The sequence below is a fragment of the Umezawaea sp. Da 62-37 genome (genome assembly GCF_032460545.1).
GTDB lineage: Bacteria > Actinomycetota > Actinomycetes > Mycobacteriales > Pseudonocardiaceae > Umezawaea.
Window position 1 is genome coordinate 132,544 of the sequence record NZ_CP135965.1, and the last position, 18,059, is coordinate 150,602.

An 18,059-nucleotide genomic window follows, 5' to 3' on the forward strand; every position below is an offset into this window, starting at 1 on the left:
GCAGAGTGGAGATGTTTCCGGCGCATGTCAAGAGTTTGTCCGATTTTGCGTTTCCCCAGCACTAATACGTATTAGCACCTTGACCGACCCCTCCGGCGGACACGACACTCGGCCAACCCCCCAACGGCGAGAGGGAGCACACGATGACCGGAGAACTGAGCCGCAGGACGCTGTTCCGAGCGGGCGGAGGTCTGGGTCTCGGCCTGGCGGTGACGTCGCTGGCGCCGGGGATCGCGTCGGCCGGACCCGCGGGATTCCCCACCTACCGGTACGTGCGGACGGCGTTCGACAAGAGCGCGCTGAAGTACAACCCCACCAACGAGCTGATCTTCCCCACCATCCGCGGCACCGTCGGCCGCGTCAGCGGGGCGCTGGGCCGGTTCTACCTGTACTACGCGCCCCACGACGCGCCCGGCGGCATCTGCCTCGCCTACGGCGACTCGCTGGAGGGCCCGTTCACCGAGTACCCGAACAACCCGATCGTGAAGCGCGACTGGGCGCCGCACTACTCGGTCTCCCACGTGTCCTCGGCGCACGTGCTGTGGAACACCGCGGCCAAGGAGATGTGGCTGTACTTCCACGGCGAGAACACGACCACCCGGCTGGCGCGGTCGAAGGACGGCATCACCTTCACCTACGACAAGGTGGTGCTGTCGACGTCGATGCTGCCGTCCGGGACCACCGAGACGTCCTACGCCAGGGTGTTCGAGCACAAGATCGCCTCGCGCGGCGCGAACTACGTCATGGTGTTCATGACCAACACCACCGCGAACAAGCGGAACATCGGCTGGGGGTGGTCGGCCGACGGTCGCAACTGGACGTTCTCCCAGACTCCCCTGATCAAGGCCTCCGAGGTCGGGGCCACCGACGCCGCGGCCCCGTCGCTGGCCTACCGCAACGGGACCACCTACGTGGTGTTCCACACCAACCTCGGCACGATGCACCTGACCGAGGTGGGGAACGACTTCACGAAGAAGGTGCACCTCGGGGTGTTCCACACGCCACTGAGCGGTGCGCCCGACCGCGGCCGCTCGGCCGCGCCGTCGTTCGGGACCGAGAACGGCGTGGAGTACATGTTCTACGAGGCGGGCGCACGGCTTGAGGGCGCGATCGCCATCGCACGAGCGGTGTAGGAGGTCGACCGGCCGTGCGGGGCCGGTCGTTCAGCGCTCCAGCGGGAGTCGCAGCACGACGGACTGCTGCTGGTAGCCGCGAGCCCGGTAGTAGGCGAGGGCGGCGGTGTTGGCGGCGTAAGCGTGCACGGTGATCTCGTTGACGCCGCGATCGAGCGCCCAGGTCCGGAACGCGCCGTCCAGGGCCGCGCCGACGCCGGTGCCGCGCGCGTCCTCGGCGACCCGGATGCTCTCCAGTTCGGCGCCGACCACGGCGGGGCGGACCTCGTTGGGGCCCTTGAGCCGTCCCAGCAGGTGGCCGACGACCCGGTCGTCGTGGACGGCGAGCAGGCACAGGACGTTGTCGGCGGCGATCGCGGCGCCGTAGTACTCGTGCCCGTGCCGAAGTGGCCAGCTCACGTCCACGCGCGGATCGCGGACGCCGCCGTCCTCGGCGAACAGCGCGGCCGCCGAGGCGACGAAGGCGTCCAGGTCCGCCGCGACGGCGGGACGGACGATCACCGGGACTCCCGGTCGGCGAGGGCGGCGCGGACGATGTCGAGGGCCTCGTCGGCGGTCAGGCCGATCTCGTGGGCGGTCGTGGCGTAGGAGCGGGCGGCGCGGAGGGCGCGTTCGCGGGAACGCTCGCCCGCCGCGCTGACCACCGTGCCCGCGCGTCCGCGGGTCTCGATGAGGCCTGCCTCCTCGAGTTCGCGGTAGGCGCGGGCGACGGTGTTGACCGCGAGGCCGAGGGTGGCGGCCAGCGCGCGGACCGTGGGCAGGCGGGCGCCCACGGCCAGCTCGCGGTTGGCGATGCGCTGGGCGAAACCCGCCCTGACCTGTTCGTACGGCGGGACCTGGGACTCCGGGTCGATGCTGATCACACCGGAGATCCTGGCAGCTACCCCAGGAGCTTGGCCACGTTGGCCTTGTCCGCGCCGAGGTCGACGTAGACCGCGGCCCACGCCTTGTCCGCCGCACTGGGGCCCGCGCCGTCGCAGAAGGCCTTCTTGCCGTGGGCGGTGTAGTACCGCAGCACGGGCAGGACCTCGTCGGTCGGCCCGCCGTCCTCGTTCGTGTAGTTCGCGCTCGGCGGGGCGGGCTGGTGCTTCATGCACGCGACGTCCGCCAGGCCCTCGTCGTCGAACTTGACGCCGGCGGCGGTGGCCCCTCCCGCGGTGCAACCCGCGAGCAAGAGGGCCGTGGCGATCAAGAACAGTTTCACGGTGTGTTTCTCCTTAGCCGATCAGTGCGCGGGTGGTGAGGCCGAGTCCGACGACCAGCACCAGTGCGGCGGTGCTGAACGGGGTGAAGTCGGCCAGTTTGCGGAGCCGGGCGGTGACCGCGAGGTTCTCGAGGCGGTCGCGCACCTTGATCAGGAGCAGCCCGGCGAGGGTGAGCATGGCGGCCATGCCCGCGCCGTAGGCGAACACGAGCACGACGCCGAACCAGGTGCGGCCGAGCGCGACGGCGCCGAGCAGCACGACCAGCGCGGACGGGCTGGGCACCAGGCCGCCCGCGACGCCCATGCCGATCAGGCTCGCGCGGCCGTACCGGGGGCCGTGCGAATGGCCGTGGCCGTGCCCATGTCCATGACCGTGGCCATGTCCGTGCTCGGGTTCGACGCCGGAGCGGGCAGCTTTGCGGCGGCGCAGGGCGGAGACCAGCAGCGCGCCGCCGATGACGGCCACCAGCAGGCCGCTGGCCATGCCCAGCCAGCGCAGCACGACGTCACCGGCCAGCGCGCTGGACACGCTGAGCAGCAGGCCCAGGACCAGCACCCCGGCGGTGTGGGTGAACGTCACGGTCGCGCCCACCAGCACGGCGTCGCGGCTGGTGCCCCGGCGTCCGGCCAGGTAGGCGGCCATCAGGGTCTTGCCGTGGCCGGGCAGGGCCGCGTGCGACGCGCCGAGCACCAGCGCGAGCAGCACGGCCAGCACGCCGACCATCGGCGTCAGGTCACGCGAGCCGATCAGACCGGTGAACGCCGCCGTGGTGCTGTCGATGAACCCCACACCGGTGCGGATGGGCGTGGCGCCCGTCGCCGCGGTGCCGGCGCCGGGTTCGGCGCCCACGCTGACCGAGCGCACGTCCATGGGCGTGCTCAGCAGGTCCTGGGGGTACTGGCGCAACTCGTCGGTGGCGCTGCCGGTCGGCACGTCGCCGGACAGGGCCACGCCGGTGCCGGTGGCGACGATCTCGCGCCACCCCATCCGGTCGTCGAGGTAGGTGTCGGCGAACGTGATCGCGACCTTGCCGTCGACCGCGACCGGCGCGCTGAACTCGCACACCAGCCGGGTGGTGGCCAGGTCGGCCTGCCCCGCCGGGTGGGTGACCTCGGCGGACTTCGTGGTGAAGTCCAGCCGGTCGCCGTCGACGCGGGCGTCCAACGAGGACCGGACGTCGGCGCACTTGGCAGCCGCGTCGACCGGCTTGGGTTCCTGGAGCGTGGGGATCTCGGCGAGGTCCACGACGGACCGCACGTCGAGCCGGTCGGGGTGCACCTGGAGCACGTCGGAGTGGTTGACGCTGAAGTTGCCCAGCGGGTGGGCGGCCGACACCCCGGAGCCGAGCAGCAGCCCGAGTCCGCAGAGGACGACCACGACCGCGGCGCGCCTCATCGGGTGGTCTCCAGCTCGGCGAGCTTGGTCCGCGCGGCGGGCGCGTGCAGCGGGGAGAAGTACGGGTTCACCGACAGCGCCTCGGTGAGCGCGGACACGGCTTCGGGGCCGCGGCCGAGCGAGGCGAGGATCATGCCGCGGTGGAAGGAGAACGTGGCGTTGCGCCAGCCCAGCGCAGCGGCCTTGTCGGAGAACTCCAGCGCCTCGGCGTGGCGGCCGTTGACCTGCAACGCCCACGCCATCGCGTCGGCGGCGAGCACGCTCTGCCTGCGCCCCCACTCCTCCTCCGCCAGCCGCAGGGCCTCGGCGGGGTCGCCGTGGTCGGCCGCGACGGTCGTGAGGGTCAGGTCGTCGTTGGCGCCCTGCGCGGCGAGCAGCTTCTTCTGCTCGGCGAGGATCGCGTACTGGGCGGCCGCCTCGGCGGGCCTGCCCGCCTGGTCGAGCAGCTCGGCGTACTCCAGCAGGTACTGCGGCACCGGGACGCGGCTGACGACCTGCCGGTAGCCGTCGACGGCCTCGTCGAGCCTGCCCAGCGCCGCGGCGACCTTCGCCTTGCCCTGCAACGAGGTCACGTCGTGCGGGCTCAGCCCGAGCCCCTGGTCGTACTGGTGGGCGGCCTCGGTGAGGTCGCCGCGGTTGAACGCCAGCTCGCCGAGGTAGTAGTGGCAGAACACCTGCTCGTCGGCCGATGACGCGGCGGTGAGCGCCCGGTCGAGCGCCTGCTTCGCCTCGTCGTCGCGGCCGTGCAGTTCGAAGTGGTAGGAGGCGCGGGTGAAGGAGGCGACACCGGGACGCAGGTCCAGCATTCGCTGCAACGCCGTGGTGGCGGCCGCGTCGTCGCCGAGCTGGGTGTAGGCGTCGACCAGGACGCCCTGCACCTCGGCGGAGTCGGGCCGGACGGCCTGCGCCTTGACGCCCCAGTCGCGCGCGGCGCCGAAGTCGTGCCGGGCGTTGGCGAGCGCGCCCTGGCCGAGCATCGCGTCGCCGTTGTCGTCGGGCTCGATCCTCAGCGATTCCTCCAGCGCGCCCTGGGCCTTGGCGTAGTACGAGGGATCGGCCCCGGCGCGGGCGAGTTCGGTGTAGGTGGCGCCCAGCTCGGCCCACGTCCCGGCGTCCCCCGGCCGGGCGTGCAGCTTGTCCTGCAGCGCGACCGTCCTGGTCTGCAACGCGTTCGCCCTGTTCGGCTCGGGAGCCGGCGCGGGGGCGCCGCCCGAGCGGGCGGCGAAGGAGACGGCCGTCACCGCCACGGCGACGACCGCGGCGGACCACAACCAGTACTGGCGCTTCACGGCGATTCCTCGGTCACTCCACACCTTCCACCCCACGCCGGACGCGGGCGGCCGCGTCCAGCGTGGAATCGTTCGGGTCCGAAAGCGGTCAGGGGGTGTTGACGGCCTTGTTCCGCGGCAGCCCGACGTACGGGAAGTTCGGGGCGAAGGTCACGTCGTTGTGGTGGACCTTGTCCCCGGCCGCGAGGGCCTTGACCAGGTGGCCGCTCTGCGCGGCACCCTCCAGCGCCTGGATCTCGATGTCGACGACGTCGTCGAACAGGCGCCTGCCGTTCGGGAAGCCCTGCGTGTCGCCGGCCAGCACACCGAGGCGGTTGGGCTCCGGGTTCGGCGCGATCGACATGTTGAGCCGCAACTGCTCGGACGGCACGAACTTCTTCGGGTCGACGTCCATGTTGTTCAGCTGCGAGTTGAGGTCGGTCTTGATCGGGCCACCGGCCTTGGTGGTGATGCCGGTCAGGAAGATCTCCAGCAGGTCGTTGCGCGGGGCCGCGGGAGCCTTGATCCCGTAGATCGACTCCACCAGCGCCGGGAGTTCCGGGGTGAGCACCCGGTCGAGCAGCGCCTGCACCTTGCCGTCGTTGACCGGCTCTAGGCCGTTGAAGGCGTCCTTGATCCCGGCCGAGGACACGACCTCGTTCACCAGCGGGTTGCCCAGACGGGACACCTGGACGAACGGGCCCTCCGGTGTGGCCTGGCCCGGCGACAGCTTCAGGGTCTGCCGCTCGGTGTCGGCCCAGATGCCGATGTTCGGGTTGCGCTGCGCGTCGCCCTTGAGCGCGAGCATGTGCTTCGGGATCTGCAGCGCGATGGTGTTGACGTTGTAGCCCTTGAGCGTGTCCTGACCGACCTCGGACAGGTTCGCGCCGTAGAGCAGGTCGAACACCCGCAGGTCGGCGAAGAACGGGTCGTCGGCGGGACCGGCGTAGATCTGGCCGCCACCGGGCAGCTTGCTGATCGCCTGGTCGCGCAGCGGCTGGAAGTACGGCATGGACGCCGGTCCGACGATGGACGGGGCGACCGGACCGTCCTTGATCAGCATCTTGCGGCCGCCAGCGTCGTCGAGCTGCTCGAGGCTGTAGGTCTGGCGGAACAACAGGTTCTCGTCGTCCAAAGAGGACACGACGCCGTTGTTGTAGAGGAACGTGTCCGCGCCGCGCTTGTCCTCGGTCTTGAACGTCAGCCGGTAGGTGAGGTCCGGCACCGAGTTGCCGTCGTTGTCGATGTTGATGTCGTAGTGGGCGTCGGTCGCCCACGGGTAGAAGTTGGGGCCACCGTTGGGTTCCTGGAACCCGTAGTAGTTGGCGATCACCGTCACGAAGTCCGGCTGGTCACCGGCGACGAACGCGTACAGGTCGGTGTTGTCGACCGACGGGTCCGCCGAGATCAACGGCGCCTCGCGGTGGCTGGAGGCCACCGAAGAGCCGGGCACCAGGACGTCGACCGCGGCGATCAACAACGTGGCGCCCGCGGCGGCCAGCACGCCCCTCGTGCGTCGCCGCCGTGTCAGTGGTGGTGCTTCTGCCATGCCCGCTCCTTTCCCCTCGCCCACGCGTGCGGGCTTCAGGGAGGGATTCGCAGGAATCAGCAGTGGCGTTCAACGCTCAGCCATTACACAGGTGATGTTGGTGCGAACAGCCCAGTGGTTGCGGCTGTTCGGACCAGTTCCACGGGCGTACAAGATCGTTGGGTCTAGTCCCGCTCGTAGATGGTGCGTCCGTTGAGGACGGTCCGCACGCACACGGGCAGCGGGACTCCCGGCTCCAGCGGCGGCAGACCGGGCACCCCGGAACGCGGGTCGAGCGACCACCGCTGGACCCGCGAGTCCGACCCGGCGACGACGAGTTCGCCCGCCTCCCAGACCGCGTAGGTCGCGGGAGCGCCCGGCTGGAGGGTGCCGGTGACGCCGTCGTCCACGCCCGCCGCCCGCCAGCCGCCCTTGGTGTGCGCGGTGAAGGCCGCGCGCGGCGACAGGCCGAAGCCCGGCGTGCGGTGGTGCACGGCCGCGCGCACGGCCGCCCACGGGTCGAGGGTGGTGACCGGGGTGTCCGAACCGAACGCGAGCAGCATCCCGGCGGAGGCGAGCCGGGCGAACGGGTTGAGCCGCGTGCCCCGGTCGGCGCCGAGGCGCTGCGAGTACATGCCGTCCGGGCCGCCCCACTCCGCGTCGAACAGCGGCTGCACGGAGGCGACGACGCCGAACGCACCGAGCCGGGCGGCCTGGTCGGCGGTGATCATCTCGACGTGTTCGAGGCGGTGGCGGCGGGCGGCCAGCGCGGGTGCGCCGACCTGCGCCGCGGCCAGTTCGAAGCCCTCGACGACGGCGGCCATCCCGGCGTCGCCGATCACGTGGAAACCGGCCTGCACCCCGGATTCGGTGCAGCGGACCAGGTGGGCCGCGATGGCGTCGGCGTCGCGGTAGAGCGCGCCCGAGGTGTCGGGCTGGTCGGTGTAGGGGGCGACGAGGGCGGCGGTGCGGGAGCCGATGGCGCCGTCCACGAACAGGTCGCCCGCCAGGCCGTGGACCGGCAGGTCGATCGGCTCGACGTCGCCCCAGTAGCCGACCACCTCGGGGCCGTCGGTCATCGCGAGCAGGTCTGCGAGGTCGTCGACGCTGGACACGATCGGCCCGGCGCACTCGTGCACCGCGGCCACGCCGCGGCTGGCGGCGTGGCGCAGGAACGCGCGCTGGGCGGCCCGGCGCTGCTCGACCGGGATGGCGGCCTGGGCGACGGAGCGGATGTGGTGGTGGGCGTCGCGCGACAGCGGGCCGTCCTCGGACCAGCCGTCGGCGGTGCGGGCCTCGGGCGCCAGGTCGACCAGCGCGGAGGAGGCCAGCGCGGAGTGCACGTCGATCCGCGACAGGTACACCCGCGCTCCCCCGGCGACCTCGTCCAGCTCGGCGCGGGTGGGCGTGCGGCGTTCGGGCCAGCGGGTCTCGTCCCAGCCGTGCCCCCAGATCAGCGGCCCGTCGGCCGCGCGGACGGCGTCGAGGCACTCGGCCAGCGACGCGCACCCGGCGAGGTCCAGCCCGGTCAGCTGCAGCCCGGCGGACGTGGCGTGCACGTGCGCGTCGACGAACGCCGGCGCCACGAACGCCCCGTCGAGTTCCACGACCTCGGCGTCGGGGTGCAGCGTGCGGCCGACCGAGTCCTGGCCGACGAACACGATCGTGCCGTCGGTGATGGCCATCGCGGTCGCCCCGGACGAGGAGTAGATGCGGCCGCCGACCAGAAGAGTTGTCGTCACGACGTGCAGTCTGCCTGTGGTCCTGCTCTGGCTGGTGATGGAGGCCGGCGTGGCGGAAAGGAACGCCGTCAGCGGTCTCGACAACCGTGCGCGCCAGCGTCAGCAGGAACAGGAAAGGCCGGTGGCGGCCACGAGGGCCACCACCGGCCGGGTCCAGCGGGGTCGGGAATCAGCGCGTCACGCCGAGACCTTCACCTTGTCGACCTTGGTCCGGCGGATCCTGAACACGATCGTCAGGATCAGCACGAGCGCCAGGAGGCTGTAGGCGACCATGGCGAACGGGCTGTCCACCAGTGCGACCGGGTCGCCCTGGCTGATCGTCAGGGTGCGGCGCAACTGCTCCTCGGCCATCGGTCCCAGGATCATGCCCACGACGGCGGGCGCGACCGGGTAGCCGTGGCGGCGCATGAAGAAGCCGACGACACCGATGACGAGCAGCACGATCAGGTCTTCCACGATGAAGTTCACCGCGTACGTGCCGAGCGCGGCGAACAGCAGGATGCCCGCGTAGAGGTACGGCCGCGGGATCTGCAGCACCTTCACCCAGATCTTGACCAGGGGCAGGTTCAGCACCAGGAGCATCACGTTGCCGATGTAGAGGCTCGCGATCAGCGCCCACACCATGGCCGGGTTGCTCGTGAACAGCTGCGGGCCCGGTTGGATGCCGTAGCTCTGGAACGCCGCGACGATGACCGCCGCGGTCGCCGTGGTCGGCAGACCCAGCGTCAGCAGGGGGACGAGCACGCCCGCCGCCGCCGCGTTGTTGGCCGCCTCCGGTCCCGCGACACCCTCGATGGCGCCCTTGCCGAACTCCTCGGGGTGCTTCGAGAGCTTCTTCTCGGCCGCGTAGGACAGGAACGTCGAGACGTCCGCGCCGCCTGCCGGGATGGTGCCGATCGGGAATCCGATCGCGGTGCCGCGCAACCACGGCTTCCACGAGCGGGCCCAGAACTCCTTGGTCATCCACTTGCCGCCGACCGGCACGACCTCGACCGGTCCGTGCCGCAGCCGCGACGCCACGTACAGCGCCTCGCCGACGGCGAAGAAGCCGACCGCGACGACGACCACGTCGATGCCGTCGGCCAGCGTGGACAGGCCCATGGTCAGCCGGGGCTGGCCGCTGAGCGTGTCGGTGCCGATCAGCCCGGCGAACAGGCCGAGGGCCAGCGAGGCGAGCCCGCGGCTGATCGACGAGCCGAGCAGCGCGGCGACCGTGATGAACGCGACGACCATCAGCGCGAAGTAGTCGGGTGGCCCGAGGGTCACCGCGAGGTCGGCGATGGTCGGCGCCAGCACGGTCAGCAGCACCGTGGCGATCGTGCCCGCGACGAAGGAGCCGATGGCGGCCGTCGCGAGGGCGGCGGCACCGCGCCCGGCTTTCGCCATCTTGTTGCCTTCGAGCGCGGTCACGATCGAGGACGACTCGCCGGGCGTGTTCAGCAGGATCGACGTGGTCGACCCGCCGTACATGCCGCCGTAGTAGATGCCCGCGAAGATGATCAGCGCCGCGGTGGGTTCCAGCGTGTAGGTCAACGGCAGCAGCAGCGCCACGGTCATGGCCGGGCCGATGCCCGGCAGCACGCCGACCGCGGTGCCCAGCGTGACGCCGAGCAGCGCGTAGAGCAGGTATTCGGGCTGCATCGCGGTGGCGAAACCCTCGAGCAGCAGCGTGACGTTATCCATCGAGGAGTGGCACTCCCTCAAAGATCCCGGCGGGCAGGGAAAGGCCCAGTCCGGTCGCGAACGCGATCTGGATCACGAGGGCGAGCACCACCGCGATCAGCAGGACCTTCCACCACGGCCGGGCGCCCAGCGACCAGGCGGCGCCCGCGAACAGCAGCGTCGCCGCCACCGGCCAGCCCACCAGGTCGATCAGGACGAGGTGGGCGACGAGGAAGGCCAGCAGCTTCACGACGGTCAGCCAGTCGGTCTTCGCACCGGCGTCGACGTCCTCGGCGTCCTCCTGCTCGCCGAACTTGCCGCGCACGGTGGCCACGACGGCCGCCAGCCCGGTGGCGACGAGCAGGACTCCCACGGCGTAGGGGAAGGCGCGGGGGCCGATCGAGCCCGCCGAGGCGGGCACCTTGATGGTGCCCGCCTCGACCAGCGTGAAGATCCCCAGCGCGACGATCAACCCGCCGAAGACGTACTCCTCGATCTGCCGTCCGCGGACCGGGTCCGCCGACGGTGTCGCAGAGTCGACGGACGTCACTTCACCAGCCCGATCTCCTTGAGGGTGGTCTGGATGTTGCTGATCTCCGTGGTGAGGAACTTGGAGAACTCGTGACCGGTCAGGAAGGTGTCGGTCCAGCCCTTCTTGGCCAGCTCCGCCTTCCAGGACTCGCTGTCGTGCATCTCGGTGACCAGCTGGACGAGCTTGTCCTTCGCCGCGACGGAGATGCCGCCGGGGGCCACCACACCGCGCCAGTTGATCAGCTCGACGGCCATGTTCGACTCCTTGAGAGTCGGGGCCTTGAGGTCCTCGTGCTTGGTCGGGCCGGAGGTGGCCAGCGCGCGGAGCTTGCCCGCCTTGATCTGCTCGGCGTACTCGCCGATGCCGGAGATGCCCGCGTTGACCTTGTTGCCCAGCAGCGCGGCGAGCGACTCGCCACCGCCGGAGAAGGCGACGTAGTTGAGCTTGGAGGTCTCGATGCCCTTCGCCTTGAGCATCATCGCGGCGAGGATGTGGTCCGTGCCGCCCGCGGAACCGCCCGCGATCGAGACGCCCTGGCCCTTGGCCGCGATGTCGGCGAGCAGGTCGTCGATCTTCTGGTACGGCGAGTCGGCGGGCACGACGACGACCTCGTCCTCGGCGGTGAGCCGGGCGATCGGGGTCGCGTCCTCCAGTCGCTTGTCCACGCCGTTGGACTCGACCGCGCCGACCATCACCAGGCCGGTGATCATCAGGTAGCTCTCGGACTTCTCGTTGGCGAGCTTCTGCAGCCCGACCGTGCCACCCGCGCCGCCCACGTTGCTCACCTGGACCGACTTGACCAGGTCGGCGCTGGTGATGCTGGCCTGCATGGAGCGCGCGGTCTGGTCCCAGCCGCCGCCGGGGTCGGCGGGGGCCATGATCTCGAGCTTCGCGAGTGAACTCGACGAGGAACCCGAGGCGCCACAACCCGCGAGCGCCAGGCCTACCGCGATCGTCGCGGCCGCCACCGTGCGCGCTCCACGGGCGTGAATCGTTGACATTGTTGGAAGCCTCTCGGTCGCCGGGGCTCCTGTGCCCCGATGGCGGCTGAGGCTAGGCAGACCGCGCGTGATCGTTAACGCACTGGCCGTAACGGTCGTATTGGTCGTTATGGTCGTGAAGCGGCTCGCGAGCCTCTTGGGCCAGAATGCGCAGCATGCGTCGGTCGTTCTCCCTCGGTGTCTACCTGCTGGCCCTGCAGGTGATCATCGTTCTGGTCACGACCTGCACGGCGGGGCTGCTCGCGGCGAAACTGCAGAGCGACCGGATCCGCGAGGCCTACAAGGACCGGATGCTCTCGGTCGCCGAGAGTGTCGCCCGGCTGCCGTCGGTGATCGACGCGTTCGACACCCCGCGCCCGGCCGAGATCATCCAGCCGCTCGCCGAGGTGCTGCGCAAGGCCTCCGGCGTGACCTACGTGGTGGTGACCGACCGCGACGGCATCCGCTACGCCCACCCGGACCCCGGCCGGATCGGCCAGAAGGTGTCCACCGACCCGTCGTCGCCGCTGTCCGGGCAGGTGTTCGTGGGCACCGAGACCGGCACGCTCGGCACGTCGCTGCGGGCGAAGGTACCGATCAGGGCCGCCGACGGGACGGTCATCGGCATCGCGTCGGTCGGCATCCTGGAGACCCAGCTGTCCTCCGACTTCGCCGACGACCTGCCCGAGCTGATCGGGTGGCTGGCCGCGGCCGCGCTGATCGGGTCGCTGGGGGCCGCGCTGGTGACCAGGACCGTGCGCAGGCGGACGTTCCGGCTGGAGCCGGCGGAGATCGGCCAGCTGCTGGAGACCCGCGACGCGATGCTGCACGGCATCCGCGAGGGCGTGGTCGCCGTCGACGACCGCGAGCACCTGGTGCTGGTCAACGACGAGGCGATGCGGCTGCTCGACCTGCGCGAGGACCCGACCGGCCGACCGGCGGCGCAGGTCCTGGAGCGCGGCGGGCTGCTGGACCTGGCGCGCGGGGCGGAGGACATGGCCGACCGGCTGGTGCTCGCGGGCGAACGGGTGCTGGTGGCGAACCGGATGACGGCCAAGTCGCAGGGGCGGCCGGTCGGCGTCGTGCTCACGCTGCGCGACCGCACCGAGCTGCACGACGCGCTGCGCGAACTGGACGGCCAGCGCACCATCACCGAGGTGCTGCGCACGCAGGCCCACGAGTTCTCCAACCACCTGCACGTCATCAGCGGGCTGCTGGAGCTGGAGCGCCCGGCCGACGCCGTGCGGTACATCGAGCGCGTCGGCGGCGCCGGGTCGCTGTCGTCGGCGACGGTCGACGGCGCCATGGCCGATCCGGAACTCGCGGCGCTGCTGCTGGCGAAGGCGGGCACCGCCCACGAACTGGGTGTCACCTTCCAGTTTTCCCCTGATTCCTCGGTGACGAGGGAGGCGGGTGACGACGCCCTGACGGTGTTGGGCAATCTGATCGACAACGCCGTCGACGCGGCCGGGGCGGGCGGCACCGTGCACGTGCTGGTCAGCTCCGACGACGACGGCGCGCGCATCCTGGTCGAGGACGACGGGCCGGGCATCGAGGAATCACAACGCGGGAGGATCTTCACGTTGGGCGTCACGACCAAGCAACCGCGCCGGACCCACGGCCGGGGCATCGGACTGGCACTCGTGTCGCGGGTGGTCACCCGCCGCGACGGCCACGTCGACATCGGCGAATCCGAACTCGGCGGTGCCTCGTTCGACGTGTGGCTCCCCACGCCGGTGGGGGCGGACGCGTGATCCCCGTGCGCACCCTCGTGGTGGACGACGACTTCGCCGTCGCCGCCGTGCACCGGGCGTTCCTCGACGCCCTCCCGGAGTTCACCGTCGTCGGCGAGGCCCACCACGGCATGGACGCGCTGCGCGCCGTCGAGGAACTCCACCCCGACCTAGTTCTGCTAGACATCCACCTACCCGACATCTCCGGTCTGGAGGTGCTGGCCCGCCTGCGCGCCCGCAGCGGTCCCCCGGTCGACGTCATCGCCATCACCGCGGCCCGCGAGGTCGAGACCGTCCGCCAGGCCATGTCCCGCGGCGTCGACCACTACCTCGTCAAGCCGTTCACCCGCACGTCGTTCCTGGAGCGAATGAACGCCTACCTGGCGCAGCGGGCGGAGGTGCTCCGCGTCGGCCGCGAACCCGTGCTGGACCAGGACGCCGTCGACCAGCTGCTGTCGGCGGGGCAGCGCAAACCGCGTTCGACGGCGTTGCCCAAGGGGTTGTCGGCGGTGACGCTGCGGCTGGTGACGGAGGCGTTGCGGTCGACCGAGGGCGACATGTCGGCGCAGGAGGTCGGGGACAGCGCGGGGGTGTCGCGGGTGAGCGCGCGGCGGTACCTGGAGCACTTGGTGGCCATCGGGAAGGCGGAGGTGCAGCCGCGCTACGGGGTGTCGAACCGGCCGGCGCACGGGTACCGGCTGGTGTGATTCGGATGGGTTGAGGCCGGTTCACGGCCTTGGCCGGCAGCGGGGCGCCCTGGGGTGGCGCGGACGGTTCCGCGTCGGCGAAAGTCGTTCCGCGGCAACGGTGAACCCGCGGGTACCGGCTGAGGGAGGCCGGTACCCGCGGGTGCTCAGGTCGCCCGGAACCAGCGGCAGCCGTAGGGCGGGAGGGCGATCTTCGCGGTGCCGCTCTTGAGCACCTTGGTCGTCCCGTCCTGCAGCAGGTCCTCCAGCCGCGCGAAGTCCTTCATCGGCAGCTTGAACTCGACGTCGGCGTCGCTCAGGTTGTGCACCGCGACAACGGTCCCGTCGGCGTCGCAGCGGTGGGCCAGGACGGCGGGCTCGTCGACGTCGAGCACCTGGAACTCGCCCCACGCCAGCTCGGGGCAGTCGCGGTAGCGCTCGACGAGCAGGCGGATCCAGGCCAGCAGCGACTCGGGATCGCGTTGCTGCTGGGCGACGTTGACGTGCTTGGGCGAGAACTTCCCCTCGACGACGGGGCCGGGCAGCGCCTTCGCGTCGGCGGTGGAGAAGCCGCCGTTGACGCCGGTGTCCCACTGCATGGGGGTGCGCACGGCGAGCCTGCCCTCGGCGGCGAGGTTCTCGGCCATGCCGATCTCCTCGCCGTAGAACAGCACCGGTGTGCCGGGCAGCGCGAACAGCAGGCTGTAGACCATCCGGATGCGCCGCTGGTCGCCGTCGAGCATCGACGGCAGCCGCCTGCGCAGACCCCGGTCGTAGAGCTGCATGTCCTTGTCCGGGCCGAAGGCCGCGAAGACCTCCTTGCGCTCGTACTCGGTCAGCTTGTCCAGGGTCAGCTCGTCGTGGTTGCGCACGAACGTGGCCCAGTGCGCGTCGCGCGGCGGCTTCGGGCGTTCGGTCAGGGAACGGGCGAGCGCGCCGGAGTCCTGGCGGGCCAGCGAGAGGTACATCTGCTGCATGCCGATGAAGTCGAAGCACATCGTCAGCTCGTCGCCGACGCCCTTGGCGTTGCCGAAGAACTTCATGGCGTCGGTGTAGGGCAGGTTGACCTCGCCGAGCAGGACGCTCTCACCGTTGCGGCGGTTGAGGAAAGCCCGCAGGTCGCACAGGTAGTCGTGCGGGTCCGGCAGGTTCGCGGCGTCGAGCTGGCCGTCGGTCTCCAGCAGGAACGGGACCGCGTCGACCCGGAAGCCGGACAGGCCGAGTTCCATCCAGAAGCCCATGATGCGCACGATCTCGTCGCGCACCTCGGGGTTGGCGACGTTGAGGTCGGGCTGGTAGTGGTAGAAGCGGTGCAGGTAGTACTGGCCGGTGGGCTCGTCGAGCTGCCACAGGCTCGTCTCCTGGTCGGGGAACACGACCCCCTGCGGCCCGTCCTCCGGCGGCTCGTCGGCCCACACGTACCAGTCGCGCTTGGCGGAGTCCTTGCTGGAGCGGGACTCCGTGAACCACGGGTGCTGGTCGGAGGTGTGGTTCACGACCAGGTCGGCGATGACGCGGATGCCGCGGTCGCGCGCGGTGCGCATGAACTCGACGAAGTCGCCGAGCGTGCCCAGCCGCGGGTCGACGCCGTAGAAGTCGGTGATGTCGTAGCCGTCGTCGCGGTCGGGCGAGGGGTAGAACGGCATGAGCCACAGGCAGGTCACGCCGAGCTTGTGCAGGTGGTCGATGCGCTGGGTGAGGCCGCGGAAGTCGCCGTGGCCGTCGCCGTTGGAGTCGGCGTAGGTCTCGACGTCGAGGCAGTAGACGACGGCGTTCTTCCACCAGACGTCGGAGGTGTTGGTGAGCTTCACGAGCGGACCTCCGGGAGGACCTTGGCGCCGAAGGCGTCGATGAACGGGTCCAGTTCCTGGCCCACGTGGTGCAGGTACAGCTCGTCGAAGCCGAGGTCGGCGTATTCGCGCAACCAGGCCGCGTGCCTGCCGAGGTCGGAGGAGATGTTCACGAGTTCGGCGACCTTCTCCGGCGTCACGTCCGCCGAGGCCACGTCGAACGCCTCGGCGGTGTCGAGGTCCCAGCACACCGGCGGGGGGAACACGTTGCTGCGCCACTGCTCGTGCGCGATCCGCACGGCGGTGTCCTCGTCCGGGTCCCAGCTCAGGTGGACCTGGAGGTGCAGCTTCCCCTTGCCGCCCGCGTCGCGGTAGGCGTCGACCATGCGGCGCAGCTGCTCGGGCGGCGCGTTGACGGTGATCAGCCCGTCGGCCCACTCCGCGCACCAGCGAGCGGTCTCCACGCTCACCGCGGCCCCGATCAGGGGTGGTGGCTCGTCCGGCCGGGTCCACACCCTCGCGCGGTCCACGGTCACCAGCCCGTCGTGGCTGACCTCCTCGCCCGCGAGCAGCGCGCGGATGATGTCGACGCACTCGCGCAGCCGCGCGGTGCGCAGTCCCTTGCGGGGCCAGCCGTCGCCGGTGATGTGCTCGTTGCTGGCCTCGCCGGTGCCCAGCGCGGCCCAGAAGCGGCCGGGGTACATCGCGCCGAGGGTGCCGATGGACTGGGCGATGATCGCCGGGTGGTAGCGCTGGCCGGGGGCGTTGACGACGCCGAACGGCAGGTTCGTCGCCTCCAGCGCCGCTCCGAGCCAGGACCACGCGAACGTGGACTGGCCCTGGCGTTCGCTCCACGGCGAGAAGTGGTCGGAGCACATCGCGGCGTCGAAACCGGCCTGTTCGGCGTGCCTGACGGCGGACAGGGACTCGGACGGGTGGACCTGTTCGTGGGAGGCGTGCACTCCGTACAACGTCATGCGACGCCGGGTACCCCGGAAGTGTCCGTTTTAGGCATGAAAACGCCGATGGCGCGCACCCCGGTCGGGTGCGCGCCACCGGCGTGCGATCACGGGGCGACGAAGTTGCCGCTCAGGATGATCAGGACCTGCACCTGGATGCCGGTGCCGTAGTAGTCGGTGCTGTCGAGCGACACGGTGGAGATCCGGGTCCACAGCTTGTCCAGCCACGCCTGGCTGCCGGGGTCGCTCATCGCCGCGACCGCGAACGGGGCGGTGAAGCACGGGTGCTCGCCGCTCTCGGTCGCGGCGCCGGCGAGGGTGTAGCCGCTGCCGATCTTGGCGGGGTCGCTGCCCGTCTTCGACTTGATCCAGGTGGTCATCTTCGCCACCTGCGCCTTGGCCGCGCTACCGGACACCGTGACCGCGTCCACGCCCAGCCGCCACGGGTCGCGGCAGGCGTTCCAGCTGTACTTGCCGTCGTACTCGCCCTCGAGGAAGTCCGCCGGGGCGGGCTTCGGGGTGCTGTTGGTGTTCACCACGAAGTCCGGGAGCAGACCGGTGTTCGGCGCGTACTGCGACTGGAGCTGCGTCACCGCGGTCTCCTGCCGGGTGCGCACCTGGTCCCAGAACACGTCGCCGGTGGCGGTCTTGAACGCGCGGAGGTGTCCGGGCATCCAGTCCGACGAGCGCGAGCTGTTCTTGTACGCGGCGTCGTTGCCCCAGTCGCCCAGGAGCGGGAACTTGGTGCTGTTGTTGACTTCCGCGCGCTTGATGCCGTTGATGACCCGCACGGCCTCGGCCTTGTAGTTCACCGCACCGGTGCTGCCCCACTGCTTGTCGGCGATCAGCAGGCCGTAGGCGATCTCCAGGTCGCCGTCGGTCGCCGAGTCGCTCCCGTTGACGCTCTTGCAGTTGGCGTCCTGCTCCGCGGCGTGCAGGTCCTTGTCGTTGACCGACGGGTGGGCCTTCACGAACTTGAGGATGCCGTCGAAGATCTTCCGCGCGTCCGGGTCCTTGTTCGCCATCAGCGCGGCGATCGTCATGCCGTACCCCTCGCCCTCGGCGACGAAGGAGTGGTCGGCGTCCTTGGACAGCACCGCGTAGGTCCCGGTGCCGCACTTGGTGGTGAGGAAGTTCGCCTTCCAGAAGGCGTAGTACTTGTTCAGGACGGTGTCCTGGGTGGACTGGGCGACCGACGGCCGGATGGTGCCCGGCACGTAGGCCGTCGCACCGACGGCCGCCTGGGCGCCACCGCCGGTCGCGACCACTCCGCCGACCAGCGCCACCGACACGGCCAGCGCGCGTACTGCTCTGTTCATTCGTTCCTCCGCAAGGGGAAGCGGGCGGCGGCGGAACGCGAGCGTGGCAGACCGGCGGACGACAGGTCAATAAGTTAGGAAACTTTCCTTCCCATTAACGAGGCTCGGCACCTGAATGGCGGACGAA

General features: G+C 70.7%; 16 protein-coding genes. 3 read left to right on the forward strand and 13 right to left on the reverse strand.

Going from position 1 to position 18,059, the window contains the following annotated elements; translation table 11 throughout:
- Window positions 1-143 precede the first annotated feature (143 nt).
- On the forward strand, window positions 144-1,133 hold the full coding sequence (locus RM788_RS00640; protein ID WP_315929432.1) for a glycoside hydrolase family protein: 990 nt from the start codon (window positions 144-146) through the stop codon (window positions 1,131-1,133).
- A gap of 30 nt (window positions 1,134-1,163) precedes the next feature.
- Here the strand turns inward: RM788_RS00640 and RM788_RS00645 are convergent, their stop codons facing one another.
- The 10 genes from RM788_RS00645 to RM788_RS00690 all read right to left on the reverse strand — a co-directional run bounded on the left by RM788_RS00645 (window position 1,164) and on the right by RM788_RS00690 (window position 11,433).
- A complete protein-coding gene (locus tag RM788_RS00645) occupies window positions 1,164-1,634 on the reverse strand; it encodes a GNAT family N-acetyltransferase (RefSeq protein ID WP_315929433.1) in 471 nt (156 codons plus the stop codon).
- On the reverse strand, window positions 1,631-1,996 hold the full coding sequence (locus RM788_RS00650) for a GntR family transcriptional regulator (protein ID WP_315929434.1): 366 nt from the start codon (window positions 1,994-1,996) through the stop codon (window positions 1,631-1,633). Before RM788_RS00650 ends, RM788_RS00645 begins: the two co-directional genes overlap by 4 nt.
- Window positions 1,997-2,013: 17 nt before the next feature.
- The gene (locus RM788_RS00655) at window positions 2,014-2,337 is read right to left on the reverse strand and encodes a hypothetical protein (RefSeq protein ID WP_315929435.1); all 324 of its coding nucleotides are present in this window, start codon (window positions 2,335-2,337) and stop codon (window positions 2,014-2,016) included.
- Between the two features lie 13 nt (window positions 2,338-2,350).
- The gene (locus RM788_RS00660) at window positions 2,351-3,733 is read right to left on the reverse strand and encodes a nickel/cobalt transporter (protein WP_315929436.1); all 1,383 of its coding nucleotides are present in this window, start codon (window positions 3,731-3,733) and stop codon (window positions 2,351-2,353) included.
- Window positions 3,730-5,022, reverse strand: coding sequence for a tetratricopeptide repeat protein (locus RM788_RS00665; RefSeq protein ID WP_315929437.1), 1,293 nt, complete (start codon window positions 5,020-5,022; stop codon window positions 3,730-3,732). Before RM788_RS00665 ends, RM788_RS00660 begins: the two co-directional genes overlap by 4 nt.
- Window positions 5,023-5,110: 88 nt before the next feature.
- On the reverse strand, window positions 5,111-6,550 hold the full coding sequence (locus RM788_RS00670; RefSeq protein ID WP_315929438.1) for a DUF4331 domain-containing protein: 1,440 nt from the start codon (window positions 6,548-6,550) through the stop codon (window positions 5,111-5,113).
- 164 nt (window positions 6,551-6,714) lie between these two features.
- Window positions 6,715-8,214, reverse strand: a complete 1,500-nt coding sequence (locus RM788_RS00675; protein WP_315934952.1) for an amidohydrolase — start codon at window positions 8,212-8,214, stop codon at window positions 6,715-6,717.
- Between the two features lie 234 nt (window positions 8,215-8,448).
- The gene (locus RM788_RS00680; protein ID WP_315929439.1) at window positions 8,449-9,954 is read right to left on the reverse strand and encodes a tripartite tricarboxylate transporter permease; all 1,506 of its coding nucleotides are present in this window, start codon (window positions 9,952-9,954) and stop codon (window positions 8,449-8,451) included.
- Window positions 9,947-10,483 (reverse strand): tripartite tricarboxylate transporter TctB family protein, encoded by a 537-nt coding sequence (locus tag RM788_RS00685; protein ID WP_315929440.1) that lies wholly within the window; start codon window positions 10,481-10,483, stop codon window positions 9,947-9,949. Before RM788_RS00685 ends, RM788_RS00680 begins: the two co-directional genes overlap by 8 nt.
- Window positions 10,480-11,433, reverse strand: coding sequence for a Bug family tripartite tricarboxylate transporter substrate binding protein (locus tag RM788_RS00690; protein WP_315929441.1), 954 nt, complete (start codon window positions 11,431-11,433; stop codon window positions 10,480-10,482). The genes RM788_RS00685 and RM788_RS00690 overlap by 4 nt, the downstream gene beginning before the upstream one ends.
- A 188-nt stretch (window positions 11,434-11,621) precedes the next feature.
- Between RM788_RS00690 and RM788_RS00695 the strand changes: the two genes are divergently transcribed.
- On the forward strand, window positions 11,622-13,199 hold the full coding sequence (locus tag RM788_RS00695; protein WP_315929442.1) for an ATP-binding protein: 1,578 nt from the start codon (window positions 11,622-11,624) through the stop codon (window positions 13,197-13,199).
- Window positions 13,196-13,885 (forward strand): response regulator, encoded by a 690-nt coding sequence (locus RM788_RS00700; protein ID WP_399342885.1) that lies wholly within the window; start codon window positions 13,196-13,198, stop codon window positions 13,883-13,885. The genes RM788_RS00695 and RM788_RS00700 overlap by 4 nt, the downstream gene beginning before the upstream one ends.
- Before the next feature lie 146 nt (window positions 13,886-14,031).
- On the opposite strand, the gene RM788_RS00705 is transcribed toward RM788_RS00700, so the two are convergent.
- The 3 genes from RM788_RS00705 to RM788_RS00715 form a co-directional block, all read right to left on the reverse strand.
- Window positions 14,032-15,675 (reverse strand): alpha-amylase family protein, encoded by a 1,644-nt coding sequence (locus tag RM788_RS00705; RefSeq protein WP_315929443.1) that lies wholly within the window; start codon window positions 15,673-15,675, stop codon window positions 14,032-14,034.
- Window positions 15,672-16,631, reverse strand: a complete 960-nt coding sequence (locus RM788_RS00710) for a TIGR03885 family FMN-dependent LLM class oxidoreductase (RefSeq protein WP_315929444.1) — start codon at window positions 16,629-16,631, stop codon at window positions 15,672-15,674. The genes RM788_RS00705 and RM788_RS00710 overlap by 4 nt, the downstream gene beginning before the upstream one ends.
- 89 nt (window positions 16,632-16,720) lie before the next feature.
- Window positions 16,721-17,932: a family 8 glycosyl hydrolase gene (locus tag RM788_RS00715; protein ID WP_315929446.1), complete on the reverse strand. Its 1,212-nt coding sequence runs from the start codon at window positions 17,930-17,932 to the stop codon at window positions 16,721-16,723.
- Window positions 17,933-18,059: the final 127 nt, after the last annotated feature.

Excerpts from the sequence above, each read along its gene's own strand:
- RM788_RS00710 (WP_315929444.1), bottom strand. The coding sequence starts at position 16,631 with ATGACGTTGTACGGAGTGCACGCCTCCCACGAACAGGTCCACCCGTCC.
- RM788_RS00715 (WP_315929446.1), bottom strand. The coding sequence starts at position 17,932 with ATGAACAGAGCAGTACGCGCGCTGGCCGTGTCGGTGGCGCTGGTCGGC.
- RM788_RS00640 (WP_315929432.1), top strand. The coding sequence starts at position 144 with ATGACCGGAGAACTGAGCCGCAGGACGCTGTTCCGAGCGGGCGGAGGT.
- RM788_RS00660 (WP_315929436.1), bottom strand. The coding sequence starts at position 3,733 with ATGAGGCGCGCCGCGGTCGTGGTCGTCCTCTGCGGACTCGGGCTGCTG.
- RM788_RS00670 (WP_315929438.1), bottom strand. The coding sequence starts at position 6,550 with ATGGCAGAAGCACCACCACTGACACGGCGGCGACGCACGAGGGGCGTG.
- RM788_RS00680 (WP_315929439.1), bottom strand. The coding sequence starts at position 9,954 with ATGGATAACGTCACGCTGCTGCTCGAGGGTTTCGCCACCGCGATGCAG.
- RM788_RS00675 (WP_315934952.1), bottom strand. The coding sequence starts at position 8,214 with ATGGCCATCACCGACGGCACGATCGTGTTCGTCGGCCAGGACTCGGTC.
- RM788_RS00695 (WP_315929442.1), top strand. The coding sequence starts at position 11,622 with ATGCGTCGGTCGTTCTCCCTCGGTGTCTACCTGCTGGCCCTGCAGGTG.